The following is a 19,928-nucleotide window of genomic DNA, read 5'->3' on the forward strand; positions in this document are numbered from 1 at the left end:
AACTCCGACAAGCTCTGCTTTTGATCATAGCCCATCTCGCAGGCTAGAAATTTTGCGCGCCGTGCGGCGATCAACACGATGCATTTTAAAATTTCATCCCCCCGCTCGCCGCCGAACAGCGCCTGTTTCGGCTCTTGCAGCACGCGCGCGTCTAATTCGTAGGAGTTTGCGATGTATGGGGGATTTGAGACGATGAGATCAAACTCGCCCGCGATCTCATCCGCGTAGGCGCAGTGCACGAACTCGACGTCCGCGCCTAAGCTTGCGGCGTTTGCGCGCGCTACCTCAAGCGCATCCGCGCTGATGTCGCTAGCCGTGATGCGGCAAGCGGGAAGTAGCTTTTTTAAGCAGATAGCGATTATACCACTGCCCGTGCCGATCTCGCAAATGCGTGGCTCGCCCAAGCTCTGCGCCAAAGTAAGCGCCTTTTTTACTAAAATTTCGGTCTCGCAGCGCGGTATCAGCACCCGCTCGTCGACGTAAAATTTAAAGCCCATAAACTCGCAACTTTGCGTGATGTATTCAAGCGGGCGACCGTCTTTAAATTCAACGATCTTGGCGCGAAATTCCACTTCATGCGCTAGCTCTTCCGAGCATCTTAGCACGAGCTGCTCATCGCTAAGTCGCTCGCAAAGTTTTAAAATTTCGCGCGCGACGTATTTTGAGCCGCACTGCTGCAAGGCCCATCTTAGCGCCTCAGCGATCCTCATCAAGCTCTCTTATGCGCTCATACAGGCTCGGGTGTGAATGATACACCGCGGCGTAAATTTTATGAGCGAGCGGAAACGCCTTATTTTCGCTGCCCAGCTTCTTTAGCGCGCCGATCATGCTCTCTTTATCCTGCATGCTCGCGCCATGTCGGTCCGCGCTAAATTCGTGCATGCGGCTAAGCTTGGAGATTACAGGCTCAAAAAACGCATGCAAGATCGGCGCAAACAAAATCATAAAAACCAGCGTCGCGCCGCCGTCCGCGTTAAGTCCCAGCGTGCCGAACACGCCCCCAGGAAGGTTTCCGAATACTGCAAACGTCGCGCCCAAAAGTACGAAGCTAAGCGCTAAGCCTTTCAAAATGTCACCGTGTTTGAAATGCCCGAGCTCGTGCCCTAAAACGGCTAAAATTTCATCCTCGCTCAGCTTCTCTATGAGCGTGTCGAAAAGCACGACCTTTTTCGTCGCACCGAAGCCGCCGAAATAGGCGTTTAGGCGCTTGTCGCGTTTGCTCGCGTCGATCGTAAAAACGCCGCTACTTTTAAAGCCGCAGCGCTGCAAAAGCCCCTCTATGCGCTCTTTTAGCTCGCCTTGCTCTAGTGGCTGCATCTTATTAAATAGAGGCGCGATAACGGTCGGATAGATCAGATTTATCAGTAAAACTATACCGAAGCTTAGCAAAAAGCCCCAGACCCACCAGTGCGCACCCAGGCTATTTACGCAAAAAACGAGCGCAGAGGCTACCGCAAAGCCGAAAACCAGCGTGAGCGCGAGCGATTTTAGCGTATCTTTTACGAAAACAGCGGGCGTTATCGTGGAAAAGCCTAGGCGGCGATCTTTGACGAAGGTTTTATAAATTTCAAGCGGAAGCGATATCGCGCCGCCGATGATTAAAAACGCCGTTACAAAGCAGCTCCCCGCCAAAATCCCATCACCCGCTATATCATATATCGCGCGCTGTAACGCGCCAGCGCCCGCAAGTATCCAAATAAGCGCTACCGCAAACGAAAAGCAGTGCGAAAATATATTAAATTTTAAATTTACCGCACCAACCTCGCCTGCTTTGCGATAATCCTCCTCGCTAAGCACCACCGCAGGCTCTTTTAGCTTGGCGCGGATGAAGCTTAGCTCGAGCAGATCGAGCGAAATTTTATAAATCGTGTAAAGCGCGTATAAAAAGATCAAAAACCAAACCATCGCGCCTACTTTAGGCTCTCGGCGAGCGAAAGCACTTCGTAATATTCATTTTCCATACTGTTTAACGTTCCTCTTTTTTCTTCAAGTTCTTCAAAAAGCCCCTGCATCCCGAGCTTTTGATAAATTTCAGGCGTCGAAAGCGCGTGATTTAGCTCCTTTATGCGCGCCTCGATAGCCTCGATCTTAGCGGGATACTCCTCTAAAATTTTATTCTGCTTGTAGCTAAGCTTCGCGGCGCTCGTTTTTTCCTTTTTATTTTCGCGGCCGCCTTCCTCCGCGCTCGTGCTCGCGCCCGCGTCGGCCTCGATCTGATCAATCTCCGCCATCTCGTCCTCAAACTCCAGATACTGCGAATAGGGCATTTGAATTTGATCGATGACGCCGTTTTTTTCAAAAACCCAAAGCTTATTCGTGATCTTATCGATGAAATAGCGATCGTGGCTTACGATGATTACCGCGCCTTCGAAGCTTAGCAGATAATCCTCCAAAATATTGATCGTCGCGATGTCAAGATCATTCGTCGGCTCGTCCAAGATCAGGCAATCGTACTGCTCGGTAAAGAGCTTGGCAAGCGCCAGGCGGTTCTTTTCGCCGCCGCTAAGCACGCCCACGGGCTTATCTAAAAACTCCTTCGGAAACAAGAAATTTTTCAAATACCCATAGACGTGCATGTAGCTGCCGCGGACGTTGATGTGGTCGCCGCCGTTGGGACAGAAAATTTCGATTATGCTTTTATCGTCCGTGATACCGCTGCGGGTCTGATCAAAGTAGCCGATCCTGATCTCGCCGCGTTTGATCTCGCCCGCATCGATCTTGCTGCGGCCGAGTAAAATTTTAAGCAGAGTGCTTTTGCCCGCGCCGTTAGCGCCTACGATGCCGATGCGCTCGCCCTGCAAAACCCGCGCCGAAAAGCCCTTAAAAAGCACCTTGCCGTTTAAAATTTTACCGATATTCGTGCATTCAAAGAGCATTTTTTTGCGATTGTCGCCGCCCGTGCCGTTAAAGCTCCTGCTCGCGCGCTCCAGCTCGAGCCGCACGCGACGGATCGCGCCCGGGTTTTTCTTCGCATCCTGCCTCATCTGCATGATGCGCGCCTTGCGCCCTTCGTTGCGCTTTAGGCGAGCTTTTACGCCGCGGTGCAGCCACTCCTCCTCGGCGCGCAGCTGTTTAAGCAGCGTCTCGTGGGACTTCTCGAGCGAAGCAAGAATCTCCTGCTTGCACCTCAGATAGTTCTCATATCCGCCGTCGAAATTTGAAATTTTACCCTCTTCGAGCTCGATACTGCGCGTCGCCAAGCGGTCGATGAAGTAGCGATCGTGGCTGATAAAAACGATCGTCTGCTTCGAGCTAAGCAGCATGTCCTCTAGAAATTTCACCATATAGACGTCGAGGTGGTTCGTGGGCTCGTCCAGCAGCAGCACGTCGGGCTTTTTAAGCACCAGCGCGCCCAGCGCCACGCGACGAATTTCGCCGCCGCTAAGCGTGCAGACGGAGCGGTTTTCGTAAATTTTAAGTCCGAAATTTTGCAGCACCTGCTCGATCTTATTATCGATCTGCCAGCCGTCCTTGGCCTCGATAAATTTAATCAGCTCGTCTTGGCGCGCCAAAAGCTCCTTGTTTTCGGGCTGTGCGGCGATCTTGCTCGAGATCGCGTCGTATTCGCTAAGGGCGGCGTAAATTTCAGCTAGCTCCCGCCTCAGTGCGTCTTTGACTGAGAGATTTTCGTCAAATTTAGGCGTTTGAGCGAGCATCTGGATGTTTAGCCCGTTTTGAGTGATCACGCGTCCCTCGTCGATCTCGCACAGACCCGCGACGATCTTCATCAGCGTGGACTTGCCGCCGCCGTTTTTGCCGATCACGGCGACGCGCTCGTTAGCGTCCAGTGCGAAATTTACGCCGTCTAAAACGACGTGGGAGCCGAATTTTTTCGTAACATCGATAAGCTCGATCAAAGCCAATTTTAAGTTCCTCTAGTGTTAAATTCGGTGATTTTACACAAAATTCTATTAAATTTTAATAACTTTTAAAGGTTCAGCGATGCAAAGTTTGGAATTTAACGACCTGCGCGTAGAAATTTTCGCCCCGCACGCACCGTCTTTTGCGGCTGCGCCCTCCTTTGCAAAAGAAGCCGCGTCCGCGCCGATCATCTACCTACACGCCTTGGAGTTTAGCGCGGCCAGTGTGGGCGAAATTTACGAACTCGTTTCGCGACGAAGCGGCGCGGATTTCGTGCTCGCAGCGATCTATCTAAGCGAGGCGCAGTGGGGCGATAAGCTTAGCCCGTGGGCGGCAAAATCGCCGTTTAAAGGGGTGCACGATTTCTCAGGCGGCGGCGCGGCGCATTTGAAAAAATTTACGGACGAGCTGATCCCGCGTATCGAGCGGCACGTATTCGGTGCGAGAAAGCCTGCGTGGCGAGCATGCGCGGGACACTCGCTGGCAGGGCTTTTTAGCGCGTATGCGGCGTTTGCGAGCGATAAATTTCAAAAGATCGCCTGCGTCTCGGCGTCGTTTTGGTTCAGCGGCTTTGATGCCTTCGTCGCCGCGCACTCGCTGCAAATGGGGCTGGCGCACGTCTACGCGTCCTTGGGCGAGGCCGAGATGAACCCGAAAAATCCGCGCGGAGCACTCTGCGGCGATACGGCGCGAAATTTCATCGCAAAATGCCGCGGCGCGGGCGCAAAAGCGGAGTTTGAGCAAAATCCGGGCGGGCATATGCAAGATGAGATCGCAAGAATTTCAAAGGCGCTTTTAAAGCTGGTAAACTCCTAAAATTCGAGCAAATTTTAAAATTTAGCGGGGCGGGCAATTAAACGGCAGTCGCGACAAAACAGGAGCGGCGAGAGATTGAAACAAACGAGCCAAAAGGCGGCACGAAGCGTAAATTTAAAGCTAGCCGCCGCTAGAATTTCTTGCGCAACGGTTTTTTGCGCGATGCGATGAAATTTAAAACAAACCCGCATTAAAATTTTATAGCGCAAGCAATGCCGCAAAAATTTCGTTACGCAATTCGGCGCAAATGGCACAGCGCGTCGTCGGTGCTTTAGCTACTTTTGGATAAGTGTGATATCGTTTTAGCGTAAATCATGCGACGCGGCGCCGATGCGGCATAGGCGGCGTGGTGCAATGCAGATTTCAGGCGGGATGTCGCTAAATTTTTGTAGGTTGTGCTAGCGGTTTAAAACTTAGAGCGAGCCGTCATCATAAAATTTAAAACAAATTATGTCGCAGCTAGGATTAGCGCGCCTGCAAGCTAAATTTAAACAGCAGCGCGTCGCAGTGTATGATCTCGTCGTTTCATTTAGTGCACCTACGAGCTAAATTTACCGCTGAAATTTCAAAATTTACACTGCGCCAAAGAGCGCTTTGGTGCTACGATACGCGCCGCTAGGTTTAAATTTTAAAATTTAGCGTCGGACAGGCGTACCAAGCCGGTACCTGCCGAATTTGCGGCGGCGGAATTTGCAGAATTTTGCGAATTACCGTTTGCGGAATTCGTCCTGCGAAATTCCGCGGCGCATGCTTCATTATCAGCTCTCTACTGAGCGCTTTGCCCGACGCACGTTTCGCCTTTTCTCTCGCTACACAGACAGCGCCGACCACTCCATTACTCGCGCTCACTATGTCATTTGCTACATTTGCTCGGAACCAACTGCGAAAAGCTGCAAATGCACCGAATTCTAACCGCACGCCCTAAATTTTACCATCTATGCAAAGGGCAGAATTTTTTTGTAATTGCTCCACAGATCGCTCTGCTCGCCGAAATACGCGAGCAGTCCGCGCGCGTTGCGATCGAAAGGGTTGGGCTCTTTATGCAGCGCGATACGCTGCGACAGGCGCAGATCATAGGTGTTGTATATCGCAGAATACGGCACCGGAAAGTCCGAAGCGTAAAGCAGGCGCGAGTGCACGTCCGTTTGGCTCGCCAGATGCGGCAGAGCCTTGGCGCGCACCGGCGTCATAAGCGCGGAAACGTCGGCGTAGAGGTTCTTGTGCGTGCGTAAAAGCGCCAGAAGCGCGAAATAATCGTGTCCGAAATTTCGCGGGCGGCGCGAGAGCGCACGAAAAATATGCGAATACTCATAGTTAATCGCCATGTGCGCGCACACCGTCGTAACGCCCAGCTCAAGCGGCGCGTAGATCATCTCCAGCGCTTCGCAGCGGCGCGAGCTCGGCACCGAGCTTTCGTTGCCGATGTGGATCACCAGCGGCAGGCCGAGCTTGGCGAGCTTCTCAAAATACGGCACGTAGCGAGGCAGCCTCGTATCCAGATCCCAATAATTTTGTAAAAATTTCGCCCCCTTAAATCCGAGCTCGAAGCAGCGATCGATCTCATCGAGCGCGTCCGCTCGCTTCGGATTGATGCTAAAAAACGGCACGATGAGATCAGGGTTTTTTTGATAAATTTCAAACACGCTGTCGTTGTCCGCGCAGACGGTCTTATCGCGATGGATTAGCTCGCCCGCGTCGCTAAATTTAGCATCTACGCCGAAAAGCACAGCCTTTTTAACGTATTTCGAAGCTCTAAGCTCGCCGAGCAGAGCGTCCACATAGGCCTCGTATGGCTCTTTGATCGCGCGCGATACGTCTATGCCGAAGCGCCTGCCGAAAAGGCGCAGCGCGAGCCTGTCGTAAGGGCGGTCGAAGCGCACCTCCTTGCTTAGCAGATGGACGTGAAAATCAAGCGTTTGCATCGGGGATCCTTGGGAAAATTTTGCCGAGTTTATATCAAATTGCGGTAAATGGTTAGAATTTTAAATTCGAGTTTAAATTTAAGCTCCGCGCCCTGCCGTGCCTTTAAATTTTAAAATTTAAACCTCTCTGAAAGAGCCGCTAATTGATATTTAATGCCGTTTTAAAGCTGCGACGATATACTTGCGATTTGAAAAGCTATTTCAATTAAGGAGCGAATATGGAGTTTGAAATTTTAGAAAATTCCGCCGATTTTAAGCCTAGCGATCTGGATGAGATAATGATCGGGGTCGCTGGGATACGGAGCAAAATGCAGCCTCCGTGCCGCCGCACGAGACATACAAGGTGTGCGCACCTATGATTACGTGGCGATCGCCAAAACGTAGGGCAAGACCGTGGGGGTGCTGGAGGCGTTTTGCGACCGCGACAACTTCGCTACGAGCTATCTTTACTGCGTGATAGTTCATAAGGATTATCAAAGGCGCGGTATCGGCACGGCGCTCGTGAATGCCTTTAATAAACGCTTTGCGCGCACCACCACCTTTGTCGTGACCCTCTGCACAAGGCTGAGGGCGCCGGAGAATTTCTACAAAAGTGCGGCTTTAAAGACGCGTCGGAGCACTTCACGGTTCATATGAGGAAGCGAAATTCGATCTAGCGGAAAGCGAAATTTGCTCCAACCGGCGTAAATTTAATAAAATTCCACGCGACTTTTAAATTTTAAATCGCGTGGAATTCTGTGCCGCTTTTTACTCCTTTACCACAGATCGCTGCGCGAGATATGCGGCTACGTATACTCTTGCTCCTCCGCACTAAATCACCGTATATTCGCACCAGGCGCCGTAAATTCTAATTTTATGCATGCCGCGCGGCATACAAAAACAACTCCACTCGCCCCCCCTGCGCAAAAGCAAACCTAAAAGAATTTTCGGCTACAATTTCCCCCAAATAAAGGCAAAATATGAAAGAAATCTCGCTACTAAGGCTCTCGCTCGCAATCTACGTCGATATGTTTTTGCGCCTAGTAACCACGTTTATCAACACCTACATGATCTCGCGCGTGGACGTCTCGCTCGTTGGCGCGCTGGGCGCGGGCAACGAGATATTTCTGCTCTTCGTCACCGTTTTCGGCTTTCTCGCCGTGGGCTGCTCAGTACTCGTAGCGCAGGCGCTGGGGGCAAAAAACAAAGTCCTGGCGATGCGCGCGATCCACACGAGCATCGCATTCAACGCGCTCGTGGGGCTTTGTAGCGGCGTTTTCGTCTTTAGCTGCGCGCCGTTTTTACTCCGCGCGCTGCAGGTGCCCGCCGAGCTTTTGAGCGAAAGCGCGATCTATCTTAAGGTCATCAGCATCGTCTTTGCGATAGACGCCGTCGCGATCGTGCTTAGCGCTATCGTGCGCGTTTACGGATACGCAAATTTCATCATCGCGGTCTCGGTGGTGATGAATTTAGTGACGCTCGCTGGCAACTACGTCGTGCTCTTTAGGCCGTTCGGACTGCCGTATTACGGGCTTGAAGGCATCGGCGTGAGCACGATCGCAGGGCGTATGATCGGCGTATGTTTATTCTTCCTCATCATCACGAAGGTGCTAAAGATAAAATTTTACCTCACGATGTTTTTAAAGATCCAGTTCGCCACGCTGCGTAAAATTCTATCCGTAGGGCTTCCGAGCGCCGGCGAAAACATGCTGTGGATTGTGCAGTACCTCGTCGCCTTCGCCTTCGTCGCGAGCATGGGCGAGGCGAGCCTTACCGTGCAGACGATCTATTTTCAAATTTCATCATTCATCTTCTTCGGCGGAAGCGCGATCAGTATGGCAAACGAAGTGATCGTAGGCCGCCTCGTAGGTGCCGCCAAGCCGCAGGAGGCGTATCGGCACACATTTACCGCACTGCGCTTCGGGCTCGGGGCGACGGCGCTTTTCGTCGCGACCGTGTTTTTAGCGCGCGAGCAGATTATGGAGATATTGAGCCTAAGCGAGGCGCACAAGCAGGTTATGCGGCCGCTTTTTTACCTCACGCTGGGGCTTGAGTTCGGACGAACGCTTAATATCGTGTTCGTAAACGCCCTACGCGCAAGCGGCGACGCGAGGTTTCCATTTGCGATGGGCGTGATCTTTATGTGGGGCGTCTCGATCCCCGTGGGCTGGCTTTTGGGCATTCATCTGGAGTATGGAATTTTGGGCGTTTGGATCGGGTTTTTCTGTGACGAGTGGCTGCGCGGCAGCGCGAATACGGCGCGATGGATAAGCAAAAAATGGCAGAGCAAAAAGTTAGTCTAAATTTGCTAGGCTTGCCGATCAGTCTGCGTTTTAAGCGGATGAAATACGCGCGCATCCGCATTAGTAAGGACTGCGAGATCAGCGTGAGCGTGCCGCGCTCCTACACCGCGGCGCAAGCAAAAGACTTCATCCTAAAGCACGAAAGCTGGATCCGCCAAACGCTGGCGCGACTGCGAAGCAAGCTACTAGCGAGCGATCAGGTTAGAATTTTAGGCAAAATTTATAAGCTGAAATTTAGCCGCGAGGCTGAGCTCGGCGCGAACTGCGACGCGAATAAAAATTTAGGCGATAGCGGCACGCAAGGCTGCGTGAACTGGGCGAATGGCGATGCGAATAGTGACGCGAGCGGCGTAAATTCGGCTCATTTACAAAGCGGCGCGGGCATAGGCGGTAGCGGCGGCGATGCGAGCAGCAGCGCAAATAACGGTGCGGGCGGCATGAATGACGGCGCGGGAAGTGAAATTTTAAAATTTCACTCGGGCGAGTGCGCCTCGCAAAATGGCACAGCGAGCGATAATTTGAAATTTAACCTACCGGACGATGCGGCGCAAGGGCTCGCACAGCAAAGCGCAATGCGACAAAGCGGCGGGTTTATAAATACGGCGACGCAAAATGTCCGCGAGCAATCCTGCGGTGAAATTTTAAAATTTCATTCGGACGGGTGCGCTCCACAAAGCGACGACGCAGGTAAATTTAACTCCACTGCAAGGGGCGGAATTTTAAAATTTGACCCTGCCGCAGGGGATGAAATTTCAAAATTTAAACCCGCTGCGAACGGAGAAATTTCAAATTTTAGCTCTGTCATGGGCGAAGAAATTCCGTTCATGAGCGAAAAAATTTCAAAATCCGCGAGCGAAAATGCGCCGCAAAATGTAGCACAAAGCGTGCAAATGTCTGAGCGCAACGAGCCCGATTTTACGATCAAAAATTTTATCCAAAGCTCTAAATTTAAAGATAAAATTTTCGTATCGGGGGGCACGATCTTTTGCGAGAGCGAGGGCGAGTTTGCGGCGTTTAAAAAGGCTTTTGCGCTTGAGCTTTACCTGCGCTATATCGAGAAATTTTCGCCGCGAATAGGCCGCAAGATCGCGCGGGTGCGGGTGCGCAAAATGCAGACGCGCTGGGGCAGCTGCAACCACGCTAAGGGCTATCTCAACTTCTCGCTAAGCCTGATAGAGCGGGATCCGCGCTTCGTCGAATACGTCGTGCTGCACGAGCTCGCGCACCTCATCCATGCAAACCACGGAGCGGATTTTTACGCGCTCATCGCGCAGATCATGCCCGATTTTAGGGCACGTATCAAGCTAGGCAAGGGCTAGTTCGCGAACGGGGCGCTCGTTTAAATTTCACGCCGCTGCGGCACGATCTTTATGGTCGTAAATTTCAACCGATCTTTCACTCCTCTTTCGCCCCACGCCGTAGCAGGCCGCAGCTTTCCCCAACTTACGCGGTGCAGGCGGCGAATTTCGCAAATTTTCGCGGGCCCAAACGCTAATCTAAAGCCGCAAATTCCACGTATTTCTCCATCGCAACCAGCAGGAGCCAGCGCGCGGTAGGGCTGAAAAAATAGTGGTGTTCTGGGATCTGCTCCATTATAAATTTTAAAAAATCGTAAAAATATTCGGGCGCAAATTTAACCTCGGCGCTCGTTAAACTATCGCCCAGATAGTGGATTTTGCCGCTAAAAATCCTCGCTTTTACCGCGGGGTTTGCATCTATGAAGCTTCTGGCATCAGCAAAGCTCAGGCAGTCCGCGGTCGCGTAATCTTTTAAATCCCGCAAGACGGGCTTGGAGCCGACGAAGGCGAAATTTTCCTCTACAAATTTCACTCCGCCCTCGCTTACCCGCCAGCGATCGCCCAAGCTCGATAAAAACGCAAACATCTCATCATCTGCGGATCTGAAATTCGCAGGTCCGTTTTTGCGATCCATTTTCGTCCTTTTTAAATTTATAAACTGCTTTTACGGCGCGCGCGCTGCTCCGAGCCGTCGTTTAACGTCGCAGTAGCGCTCAAAGACCGCCGCAGACGCGGATAAAATTCTACTCGCAAGCATTATCGCATAAAATCGCTGCGTAGTATTTGCCGCGATCAAACGGACGGCGTTTAGCAAACGGCGGCCAAGCGATAGACATCCTGCTGAACGGCAGCGGGCGAAGATCAAACAAGCTACGATCAAATGAACGACGGCTAGCGAGCGAGCAAACAAGCAGCGGAGGACCAAACGAACAGCGGCTAAATTTAAAATTCCGCAGCCCGCTAAATTAGAGCTTAAACAATCGCCGCTCAAAACAGATCAAGGCAAATCAAGGCAGTTTACTTGAAAAAATTCTTGATCTTATCGAGTATCCCCTCGTCGTCTCCGCCCTTGCTGCCGAAGCTTTCTTGAAGCTCGCGCAAAAGCGCCTCTTGCTTCTCATTCAATTTTTTGGGCGTCTGGACGTTTACCTGCACGATCAGATCGCCGTTTTTCTTGGTGCGGATATTCGGCGCGCCCTCGCCGTAGATCGTGAAGCGCTGCTTGTCCTTCGTGCCTACTTTGAGCTTCAGCTCTGCCTTTCCGCGCGGCGTCGGCACCTCGATGCTCTCGCCCAAGATCGCCTGCGTGAAAAACACCGGCACCTCGATATACAGATCATCTCCGTCGCGCAGGAAGTGGCTATCCTCCTTAACGCGCACGATCACGTACAGATCCCCGATCTCGCCGGTTTTGGAGACGTTGCCCTTGCCGCTTAGACGCACGCGCTGTCCGTCGTCGATGCCTGCGGGGATGTCAAATTTAAGACTTACGTCCTCTTCGGTAAAGCCCTTGCCGCCGCAATCCTTGCACCTGTCTTTTACGATCTCGCCCGTACCGCCGCATTCGGAGCAGCTTTGGATGAAGCTCATATATCCGCGTCTGACCGCGACGCGCCCAGTGCCGCCGCAAGCGGAGCAGGTGTGTCTTTTTTTGTCTTTCGAGCCGGTGGCGTCGCAGGTAGGGCACGGCTTTTTGATCTTGTATTTTATCTCCTTGTGAACGCCTTCTAAAGCCTCTTTAAACTCCAGCGTTACGGCTAGCTCGGTATCTATGCCGTATGGATCGCTAGGGCGAGTCGAGCGGCTGCCGCCGCCGAATGCCTGCTCAAAAAAATCACCGAAAATGGAGCTAAAATCAAATCCTCCGCCGCCCGCGCCGCCATATGCGCCGCTGATGCCCTCTTTGCCGTAGCGATCATACATCCTGCGCTTTTGATCGTCGCTTAAAATTTGATACGCTTCGTTGATCTTTTTAAATTTCTCCTCCGATTCCTTGTCGCCTTGGTTGCGGTCGGGGTGGAATTCCAAAGCGAGCTTTCGAAACGCCTTTTTTATCGTCTCGGCGTCGGCATCGCGCGCCACGCCTAAAATTTCATAATAATCTTCTTCCACGAAATTCTCCTTGAACTATACAAAAGGGGCAATTTTATCTAAATTTAATAAAACGCAAGTTAAGACTTAACTATTTTTATGTATAATGCAATATTTAAAATTTCAAATCAACGATGCAAAGGATAAAAAATGATAAATGTATTGATGATAGAAGACGACAGCGAGTTCGCACAGCTTCTAACCGAATATCTGGCTAAATTTAACATCCAAGTTACAAACTTCGAAGACCCGTATCTGGGCATTAGCGCAGGGATCAAAAACTACGATCTGCTGATTTTGGATCTTACGCTTCCTGGAATGGACGGACTTGAAGTCTGCAAAGAGATCCGCGAGAAATACGACATCCCGATCATCATCAGCTCGGCTAGAAGCGACGTGAGCGATCGCGTCGTGGGTCTTCAGATCGGTGCGGACGATTATCTACCTAAGCCTTATGATCCAAAAGAGATGCACGCGCGCATCATGAGCCTCATCCGCCGCTATAAAAAAGCTAGCGAAAAGGAAGAAACCGCCACAGATAGCGTATTTCGCATCGACGATAAGCGCCATGAAATTTACTTCGGCGAGGAATCTCTAGTGCTGACGCCTGCGGAGTATGAAATTTTAGAATACTTAATCAAGCAACATAGCTTTTCGGTATCTCGCGAGCAGCTCGTATACCATTGCAAGAGCCTAAAAGATAAGGACTCAAAGAGCTTAGACGTCATCATCGGACGCCTGCGCACCAAGATCGGCGACAGTTCCAAAGCGCCTAAGCATATCTTTTCGGTTCGCGGTATCGGCTACAAGCTCATCGGATGAAGCACTCCTTAATCACGAAGATCACCGTATTTTTCGTAATCGCGCTTATTCTGGTATGCACGCTTTTTATCACTTTCGGGCGCATCCAGATGAGCAAAGCCCTGGGGGCGATGCAGGCAAACCAGATAAACGCGGTAAATTATCTACTCGAGCTTTATAAACGCAACACCCCGCCTAGCGATATCGAGCAGTATTTTTCAAATTTCGGGCTCGAGCTCGTCAAAGACAAAAACGTTATCCAAAATATCGGCACCAGCGGGAAGAAATTTTTCGTTCAAGACACCTCGATCGGAGAATTTAGCTCGGTCGAGTATAACAACTCGCTCTTTTTAAATATCAAAAACAACTCCTTCATCGTCGTTTTTGAAAGCATCGGCACGAAAAATTTAAACGATCCGCTCTGGGTCGGGTTTTTCCTCACCGTCGCGGTTTTGGTTTCGCTTTATCTATCGATCATGAAGAGCTTCACGCCGCTAAAAAAACTAAGCAAAAATATCAAAAAATTCGCCCAGGGCAATTTGGACGTAAATTTAGCCGCCACGCACAGCGAGGACGAGATCGGGCAGGTCGCGCAGGAATTTAACAACGCGATCGCCAAAATTCAAGAGCTGATCCGATCGCGCCAGCTGTTTTTGCGTACCATCATGCACGAGCTCAAAACCCCAATCGGCAAGGGCAGGCTCATTACGGAGATGCTTGAGGACGAGACGCAAAAGGTGCGACTCGTAAACGTTTTTGAGCGGCTTGAAATTTTAATCAACGAGTTTGCTAAAATCGAGCAACTCCTCTCAAAAAGCTACTCGCTAAACTATCAAGACTACCATTTCAGCCTTATTTTAGAGCAGGTAAGAGATATGTCGATGCTCGATAACTGGGACGAGCTCATCAGCGAAAACATCGAGTGCGACGCGGTGATAAACGTGGATTTCGGGCTGTTTGCGCTGGCGATCAAAAATTTGATCGACAACGCCCTGAAATATTCCGCCGATAAAAAGGTCGCCATCATCTGCGACGAAAATAAGATCAGCGTCGCCAACCGCGGCGCGGCGCTTGCAAAATCATTCGAGCACTACAAGCAGGCCTTTATCAGAAATAAAGACGAAAAAGCCACCGGCATGGGGCTCGGGCTTTACATCATCGATAAAATTTGCGAGCTGCATAAATTCCGCTTTGAGTACAATTACAGCGACGGTACGCACTACTTCTCGATCGTCTTTTCGCCGAAAGGCGCTATATGAGCGGCGGAGACAGGTTCGAAGAGCTCGTCGCAAGCTTTGAAAAGCTTCCCGGCGTAGGCAAAAAGTCCGCTCTGCGCTTTGCCTACTACGTAAGCGTGCAAAACTCCTTTTTGGGGCTAAATTTAGCGCACAATATCGAAGAGGCGGTGCGTGGACTGCATAGATGCCGTATCTGCGGAGCGGTATGCGAGGGCGAGATCTGCGAATACTGCGCCGATGAGGAGCGCGAAAGCGATAAAATTTGCATCGTCGAAAACCCCAAAGATATCTTTATTTTAGAGAGCAATAAAATTTACAACGGCCGCTACTTCGTGCTGCAAAGCGCCGGCGAAGAGACGGTGGAGGCTCTGCGCGCCATGGTGGAGCAAAACGGCGCGAGCGAGCTGATTTTCGCGCTGACGCCGGGCATCAACTCCGACGGGATCATGCTTTATGTCGAGGATAAGCTCGCGGATCTGGGTTTGAAATTTACCAAGCTCGCTCAGGGCGTGCCTACGGGCGTGAGCTTAGATAACGTCGATATGCTCTCGCTAATAAAGGCGATCAACGGGCGCACTGAAATTTAAAATTTCGATGAAATTTTAAATTTATCGGCTAAATTTAAAGCGCAAAACGGCAAATAGGCTTTACCGCGAAGCCCAAGCGGCGAAATTTGAGGCGTTAAATTTAAAAGTCGGCGCGATGAAATTTACCGAAATTTACGCGGCTTCGGTGCGCGATACGATGCAGCAAGCGCGGCGACAAACGGCACCTCGCTAGCCGCGAGGCTTAACGGCAGATTTGAGCCGTAAAATTTTAAGCGCTCGGTTTCAAAGCGAAGTTTTGAGCGCGGAATTTCGAGCGCTCAAATTTTAAAAGGCGAAATTCTAAAGGCAAATTTAAATCGCTAAATTTTAAAAGGCGGATTTTGCAGCCGCCGAGGCCGCACGACGCGGCGAGCTCGTAAAATTTAAAGGCGAATTTCAAGGCGCGAGTAATGGCTTAAATTTTTAAATTTCGCCGGCGCAGGCGGGATTTAAAAATTTAAACGTAATTATCTATTATCTTATTTAAGGACAAAGGTGAAAAAGGTTCATTTTATCGGCATCGGCGGCATAGGCATCTCCGCATTAGCGAGATTTTTACACGAGAAAAATTTTATCATTTCAGGCTCTGATATCAAAGAGAGCGAGACGACCTACAAGCTAAGAGCGGACGGCATGGAGATCATCACGCCACACGACGCTTCGGCGATAAAAGATCAGGAGATCGTCATCTACTCCGCCGCGATCAAAGAGGACAACGTCGAGCTACAAGCCGCGCGTAAAAAGGGCATCGTCTGCCTTTCGCGCAAGGAGGCCCTGCCATTCGTGTTAAAAGACAAGCGCGTCTTCGCAATCGCCGGCGCGCACGGCAAAAGCACCACGAGCGCGATAACCTCGGCGCTGATAAACGGCTCAGTTATCATCGGCGCGATCTCCAAGCAGTTCGGCTCGAATATGAAATACGAAAACAGCGAAAACATCATCTTCGAAGCCGACGAGAGCGATTCTAGCTTTTTAAATTCCAACCCTTACGTTGCGGTCGTGACCAACGCTGAGCCCGAGCATATGGATCATTACGACAACGATTTGGATAAATTTCACGCGGCGTATCGCGGATTTTTGGAGCGAGCCAAGGTGCGCGTGATAAACGCCGAGGACGATTTTTTAAGCTCGATAAAGCTCGGCTGTATCAAGCTCTTTCCTTCGCGCGATATAACGGATCTAAAGGTGCTGCTGCGCGATCATCAGCCGTTTATGAGCTTTAATCTTAAAGAGCTCGGACGCTTCGAGGTTTACGGGCTCGGAAGACACATCGCGATCGATGCGTCGCTAGCGATCCTTGCCGCGGCGTGCGAGACGGGACTAGAGCAGATCCGCAAAAATTTGCTAAATTACAAAGGGATCAAAAAGCGCTTCGACATCCTGTGCGCCACTCCAAGCTTCGTGCTCATCGACGACTACGGCCACCATCCCACCGAGATCAGAGCGACGCTGCAAAGCGCGCGCGAATACGCTAGCCTGCTAGGGCTTAGCAAGATCACGGCGATCTTTCAGCCGCACCGCTTCAGCAGACTTAAGGCGAATTTAAACGCTTTTAAGGAGTGTTTTGCGGGCGTGGAGGAGCTAGTTGTACTGCCCGTTTACGCTGCGGGCGAGCCTAGCAACGGCATCGATCTAAAAGAGGAATTTAAGGGGCTCGGAGCGCTATTTACCGAGCGGGTCTTTAGAAACGGCGAGCGGATAGAATTTAGCGATATTTTCGGCGTCCGCCACATCATAAACGACGGGCTGGTGATCGGATTTGGCGCAGGCGACATCACCTATCAGCTGCGCGGAGAATTTTAGGCTTGAAAACTCTCGCAGAATTTACGAGCCAAACTCCGCTACGAGCGGGCAAGGATAAAATTTGAGATTTTTAGTATTTGTTTTTGCATTTTTATTTATCGCGGCGATCTTTTTCGTGCGGGACGAAATTTTAAGCAAAAGGGCTAAAATCATTGCCACGGCGCTGATCGTGCTGCTGTGCGCAGGGGCGTATTTTTACGAAAGCGCAAGCGAGCGATCCGCCAAGCTTGAAGAGGAGATGGTGTTTAAATTTAACGCGGGTGCCAGATTAAGATGCGGCGGCGCGATAAATTCCGCCGCCGAAGCCCACGGCGCGGATACGAAAAATTTGGGCGCGAAAGCCGACGAAGCAAATTTAAACGCGCAAAGCAAAGCTGCTTCCGCCGCGCAAGCAAATGATACGCAAAGCTCCGCTGCACAAACAAATGAGCAGACTTCCGCTGCGCAAATAAACGGCGCCGTCTCGGGCGGGCAAAATTCCGCACCCCAAAGCGAGAGCCTCGCGCCGCAAAATTCCGCGAGCCAAGAAGGTATGCGAAGCTCTGCCTCACAAAATTCAGCGCAACGAGGCAACACGCAAATCTCCGATCCCCAAGGCTCCGCTCAAAATTCTAAAGCTACGCAAAATTTCGCCGAAGACAAAGAGCAGGCCTCCGCGCAGATCGTGACGCGAGAGAGCTTCACCTACTCCTTTTCGCTGGGCGCTTTCATCGCCAAAAAAAGCGCGGGCGCGGAGTTTAAGGGCAAAACTTATAAAATTAAAGAGTGCGTTTATGATCAGTGACGAACTCTTTACGCGCCTCGATCTGGGCGAGTATCTAGCCAAATTTAAAAGCTTTTTGGCGCGCGAGAAGCCGCTGTTTTTAAGTGGCGATAGCAAGCTGAATTTTGAAAAAATTTCAGAGCTTACGAAATTTGATCTCGCGCAGTGCGAGAGCGTCGTGAATCTAGACGACGCGCTGATGCGTATCTCAAAGCACGGCGTGCTACATATCAGCGAAATTTACGAGTTTAGCAAGATCGTTCGATATTTTTTGTATCTCAAAAAACAGCCTTTTGAGGGCAAACTCGCCGCTTGGCTTGCCAAGATCGAGATTCCGCAGCCCATCGCGCAACTAAAGGATTATTTCGACGATCAAGGCGGCTTTCGCGATGCGATAGACGAGCGCTTCGGTGCGCTGAACGAGGCGTTTAAGATGAAGCGCGACGAGATCGAGCAGACGTTAAAAAGACTGATCTATTCCAAAGCTCTTTCGCCCTATCTCGCCGATACGCAGATCCACTACATAAGCGACACCGAGGCTCTGCTGGTGCGCGGCGGCTTCAACCACGTGCTAAAAGGCAGCGTCGTAGCGCGCTCAAGCGGAGGCTATTTTTACGTGCTTCCAGACGCGATCGCGGCTCTGAAATCCGCTCAAAGCGCGATTTTGGATAAAAAAGAGCAGATCGTTTTCGAGCACTGCAAGCAGATCAGCGCGGTTTTTAATAAGAATTTAGCTTTTCTGAAATTTATAAACGCTGCCTTCGATACGATCGATGCGCTGATTGCGCGCGCCGCGATGGCAAGAGCGAGCGATTATGAGTTCATCCTGCCGGGGCCCTCGCGCGACATCGTCCTAGATAGCTTCGCCCACCCCGCGCTTAAAAATCCAAAGCGCGTGAGCGTGGAATTTAGCGGCAAAATTCTGCTCATCACAGGCGTGAATGCGGGCGGAAAATCGATGCTTTTAAAAAGCATTCTAAGCGCGGCGCTGCTAGCCAAATACCTCCTTCCGATGCCTATTCGCGCAAGCCTCAGCCGCATCGGCACCTTTAAGGAGTTCGAGCTCATAATGGAGGATCCGCAAAACTCCAAAAACGACATCTCGACCTTCGCGGGCAGGATGGTTGCCTTTAGCAAGCTGTTCGGGCGCAAAGAAATTCTAATCGGCGTCGATGAGATCGAGCTGGGTACCGATTTTGAGGAGGCTGCAAGCCTATACGGCGCGATGATCGAGCAGCTGATAAGCGGCGATGTGAAAATGATCATCACCACGCATCACAAGCGCCTGGCGATGCTGCTTGCAAAGGATCCGCGCGTAGAGCTGCTGGCGGCGCTTTACGACGAGAAAAACAGCGCGCCGAAATATGAGTTTTTAAAGGGCACGATCGGCAAATCTTACGCCTTTGAAACCGCACTGCGCTACGGCATAGCGCAAAATTTGATCGCCGCGGCGCGCAAAAACTACGGCGAAAACAAAGAGAACCTGAACGAAGCGATCTCAAAAGCGATAAATTTAGAGCTTGAGCTAAAACAAAAACTAGCCCAGACGCAGCAAAAAGAGGAGAAATTAGACGCGCTGAGCGAGGCGCTAAAAGATCAGCGCGAGCGCGCGCAAAGCGAGCTGAAGGCGGAACTTTCAAGGCTACAAAACGAATACTACCGCGCGATTTCGGAGGCCAAACGCAGCGTGAGCCTAAGCGACGTGCGCGAAAAGCAGCGCGCCATAAACCGCGCAAACGAGCTCGCACGAGCCGTGCAGCAGCCGGAGCTCAGTGCGCCCGTGCCGCAAAGCTTTAAAGTTGGCGATCGCGTAAAATACGGCAAGATCAAGGGCGAAATTTTATCGCTCAGCAAAACTCAGGCGCTGATGCTAAGCGATGGTATCAGGCTGCGCGTACCGCTTAGCGAGCTAAAGCGCAGCGGTGCAGCGCCCGCGCCCGTAAAAAATATCAGCATCAAGGTGCAAAAGCCCGCCTCCGCGTCGCTCGTGCTCGATCTGCACGGCTTGCGCGCCGAGGAAGCGATCAGCAGGCTTGATAAATTTATCAGCCAAAGCCTCGTGATGGGCTTTGATGAGATCATCGTCAAGCACGGCATCGGCACGGGCAAGCTCGCGTTCGCGGTCAAGGAGTTTTTAAAATCGCACCCCAGCGTCAAGGGCTTTCGCGACGGCACGCCCGCAGAAGGGGGCTTCGGCTCAAAGGTCGTCTCGCTTTAGGCTTTGACTAAAAGAGCTTTTCGCTTCAGACTTAGGTCCAAAGGTCTTTTCGCTTCAGATGCGAGCGCGAACGATTTAGACGCAGAATTTCGCCACGGGATTTATAGCTTGGCTTTTCACTAAAATTTCATGCGGCATAGCCGCGATAGAAAATACAGCGCGGACGTAGTCCGCACCGCTTAAAGCGTCGTAGGGGGATGGGTGGGGTTTGGGGCGGGAAGGGGAGCGACCTCGCAATTCAAGCCCCC

At 51.2% G+C, this 19,928-nt stretch carries 17 protein-coding genes; 11 read left to right on the forward strand and 6 right to left on the reverse strand.

The features are described from left to right. From Q0605_RS01235 to Q0605_RS01245, 3 genes are all read right to left on the reverse strand, one after another. The coding region (locus Q0605_RS01235) for a HemK/PrmC family methyltransferase (protein WP_298703524.1) at positions 1–710 on the reverse strand (710 nt) is incomplete at its 3' end. Then, positions 697–1,905: a M48 family metallopeptidase gene (locus Q0605_RS01240; protein WP_298703526.1), complete on the reverse strand. Its 1,209-nt coding sequence runs from the start codon at positions 1,903–1,905 to the stop codon at positions 697–699. The genes Q0605_RS01235 and Q0605_RS01240, both read right to left, overlap by 14 nt. Before the next feature lie 5 nt (positions 1,906–1,910). Beyond that, positions 1,911–3,863 carry an ABC-F family ATP-binding cassette domain-containing protein gene (locus Q0605_RS01245; protein WP_298703528.1) on the reverse strand — a complete coding sequence of 651 codons (1,953 nt, stop codon included), beginning with the start codon at positions 3,861–3,863 and terminating at the stop codon, positions 1,911–1,913. A 79-nt stretch (positions 3,864–3,942) separates the two neighbouring features. Between Q0605_RS01245 and Q0605_RS01250 the strand changes: the two genes are divergently transcribed. Further along, the gene (locus Q0605_RS01250; RefSeq protein WP_298703530.1) at positions 3,943–4,677 is read left to right on the forward strand and encodes an alpha/beta hydrolase-fold protein; all 735 of its coding nucleotides are present in this window, start codon (positions 3,943–3,945) and stop codon (positions 4,675–4,677) included. Between the two features lie 935 nt (positions 4,678–5,612). Here the strand turns inward: Q0605_RS01250 and Q0605_RS01255 are convergent. Beyond that, complete coding sequence (locus Q0605_RS01255; RefSeq protein ID WP_298703532.1) at positions 5,613–6,599, reverse strand: amidohydrolase family protein; 987 nt, start codon at positions 6,597–6,599, stop codon at positions 5,613–5,615. 218 nt (positions 6,600–6,817) lie between these two features. On the opposite strand from Q0605_RS01255, the gene Q0605_RS01260 reads away from it, so the two are divergent. The 4 genes from Q0605_RS01260 (at position 6,818) to Q0605_RS01275 (ending at position 10,200) form a co-directional block, all read left to right on the forward strand. Beyond that, positions 6,818–6,958, forward strand: a complete 141-nt coding sequence (locus Q0605_RS01260) for a hypothetical protein (RefSeq protein WP_298703534.1) — start codon at positions 6,818–6,820, stop codon at positions 6,956–6,958. A 34-nt stretch (positions 6,959–6,992) separates the two neighbouring features. Then, positions 6,993–7,235 carry a GNAT family N-acetyltransferase gene (locus tag Q0605_RS01265; protein WP_298703536.1) on the forward strand — a complete coding sequence of 81 codons (243 nt, stop codon included), beginning with the start codon at positions 6,993–6,995 and terminating at the stop codon, positions 7,233–7,235. Positions 7,236–7,558: 323 nt separating this feature from the next. Next, on the forward strand, positions 7,559–8,881 hold the full coding sequence (locus Q0605_RS01270) for an MATE family efflux transporter (protein ID WP_298703537.1): 1,323 nt from the start codon (positions 7,559–7,561) through the stop codon (positions 8,879–8,881). Next, the gene (locus Q0605_RS01275; RefSeq protein WP_298703539.1) at positions 8,842–10,200 is read left to right on the forward strand and encodes a M48 family metallopeptidase; all 1,359 of its coding nucleotides are present in this window, start codon (positions 8,842–8,844) and stop codon (positions 10,198–10,200) included. Before Q0605_RS01270 ends, Q0605_RS01275 begins: the two co-directional genes overlap by 40 nt. A 172-nt stretch (positions 10,201–10,372) precedes the next feature. Here Q0605_RS01275 and Q0605_RS01280 read toward each other — a convergent pair whose 3' ends face one another. Next, the gene (locus Q0605_RS01280) at positions 10,373–10,813 is read right to left on the reverse strand and encodes a hypothetical protein (RefSeq protein WP_298703541.1); all 441 of its coding nucleotides are present in this window, start codon (positions 10,811–10,813) and stop codon (positions 10,373–10,375) included. A 383-nt stretch (positions 10,814–11,196) separates the two neighbouring features. Beyond that, positions 11,197–12,291 carry a molecular chaperone DnaJ gene (gene dnaJ, locus Q0605_RS01285; protein ID WP_298703543.1) on the reverse strand — a complete coding sequence of 365 codons (1,095 nt, stop codon included), beginning with the start codon at positions 12,289–12,291 and terminating at the stop codon, positions 11,197–11,199. A gap of 129 nt (positions 12,292–12,420) precedes the next feature. Here dnaJ and Q0605_RS01290 point away from each other — a divergent pair, with 129 nt between their 5' ends. From Q0605_RS01290 to Q0605_RS01315, 6 genes are all read left to right on the forward strand, one after another. Continuing rightward, positions 12,421–13,092, forward strand: coding sequence for a response regulator transcription factor (locus Q0605_RS01290; RefSeq protein WP_005870149.1), 672 nt, complete (start codon positions 12,421–12,423; stop codon positions 13,090–13,092). Further along, complete coding sequence (locus tag Q0605_RS01295; RefSeq protein WP_298703545.1) at positions 13,089–14,330, forward strand: ArsS family sensor histidine kinase; 1,242 nt, start codon at positions 13,089–13,091, stop codon at positions 14,328–14,330. Before Q0605_RS01290 ends, Q0605_RS01295 begins: the two co-directional genes overlap by 4 nt. Continuing rightward, a complete protein-coding gene (gene recR / locus Q0605_RS01300; protein WP_177389255.1) occupies positions 14,327–14,896 on the forward strand; it encodes a recombination mediator RecR in 570 nt (189 codons plus the stop codon). The genes Q0605_RS01295 and recR overlap by 4 nt, the downstream gene beginning before the upstream one ends. A gap of 495 nt (positions 14,897–15,391) precedes the next feature. Next, entirely contained in the window at positions 15,392–16,699 is a 1,308-nt protein-coding gene (murC, locus tag Q0605_RS01305) for a UDP-N-acetylmuramate--L-alanine ligase (RefSeq protein ID WP_298703547.1), read from the forward strand. Between the two features lie 61 nt (positions 16,700–16,760). After that, positions 16,761–17,483 carry a hypothetical protein gene (locus Q0605_RS01310; RefSeq protein WP_298703549.1) on the forward strand — a complete coding sequence of 241 codons (723 nt, stop codon included), beginning with the start codon at positions 16,761–16,763 and terminating at the stop codon, positions 17,481–17,483. Next, positions 17,473–19,680, forward strand: coding sequence for an endonuclease MutS2 (locus tag Q0605_RS01315; protein WP_298703551.1), 2,208 nt, complete (start codon positions 17,473–17,475; stop codon positions 19,678–19,680). The genes Q0605_RS01310 and Q0605_RS01315 overlap by 11 nt, the downstream gene beginning before the upstream one ends. The last annotated feature ends 248 nt before the right edge of the window (positions 19,681–19,928 follow it).

Source organism: uncultured Campylobacter sp. (genome assembly GCF_938017705.1).
Classification (GTDB): Bacteria; Campylobacterota; Campylobacteria; order Campylobacterales; family Campylobacteraceae; genus Campylobacter_B.

Excerpts from the sequence above, each read along its gene's own strand:
- Q0605_RS01260 (WP_298703534.1), top strand. The coding sequence starts at position 6,818 with ATGGAGTTTGAAATTTTAGAAAATTCCGCCGATTTTAAGCCTAGCGAT.
- Q0605_RS01315 (WP_298703551.1), top strand. The coding sequence starts at position 17,473 with ATGATCAGTGACGAACTCTTTACGCGCCTCGATCTGGGCGAGTATCTA.
- Q0605_RS01270 (WP_298703537.1), top strand. The coding sequence starts at position 7,559 with ATGAAAGAAATCTCGCTACTAAGGCTCTCGCTCGCAATCTACGTCGAT.
- Q0605_RS01250 (WP_298703530.1), top strand. The coding sequence starts at position 3,943 with ATGCAAAGTTTGGAATTTAACGACCTGCGCGTAGAAATTTTCGCCCCG.
- Q0605_RS01255 (WP_298703532.1), bottom strand. The coding sequence starts at position 6,599 with ATGCAAACGCTTGATTTTCACGTCCATCTGCTAAGCAAGGAGGTGCGC.
- Q0605_RS01275 (WP_298703539.1), top strand. The coding sequence starts at position 8,842 with ATGGATAAGCAAAAAATGGCAGAGCAAAAAGTTAGTCTAAATTTGCTA.
- Q0605_RS01290 (WP_005870149.1), top strand. The coding sequence starts at position 12,421 with ATGATAAATGTATTGATGATAGAAGACGACAGCGAGTTCGCACAGCTT.
- Q0605_RS01280 (WP_298703541.1), bottom strand. The coding sequence starts at position 10,813 with ATGGATCGCAAAAACGGACCTGCGAATTTCAGATCCGCAGATGATGAG.
- Q0605_RS01295 (WP_298703545.1), top strand. The coding sequence starts at position 13,089 with ATGAAGCACTCCTTAATCACGAAGATCACCGTATTTTTCGTAATCGCG.
- Q0605_RS01240 (WP_298703526.1), bottom strand. The coding sequence starts at position 1,905 with ATGGTTTGGTTTTTGATCTTTTTATACGCGCTTTACACGATTTATAAA.
- recR (WP_177389255.1), top strand. The coding sequence starts at position 14,327 with ATGAGCGGCGGAGACAGGTTCGAAGAGCTCGTCGCAAGCTTTGAAAAG.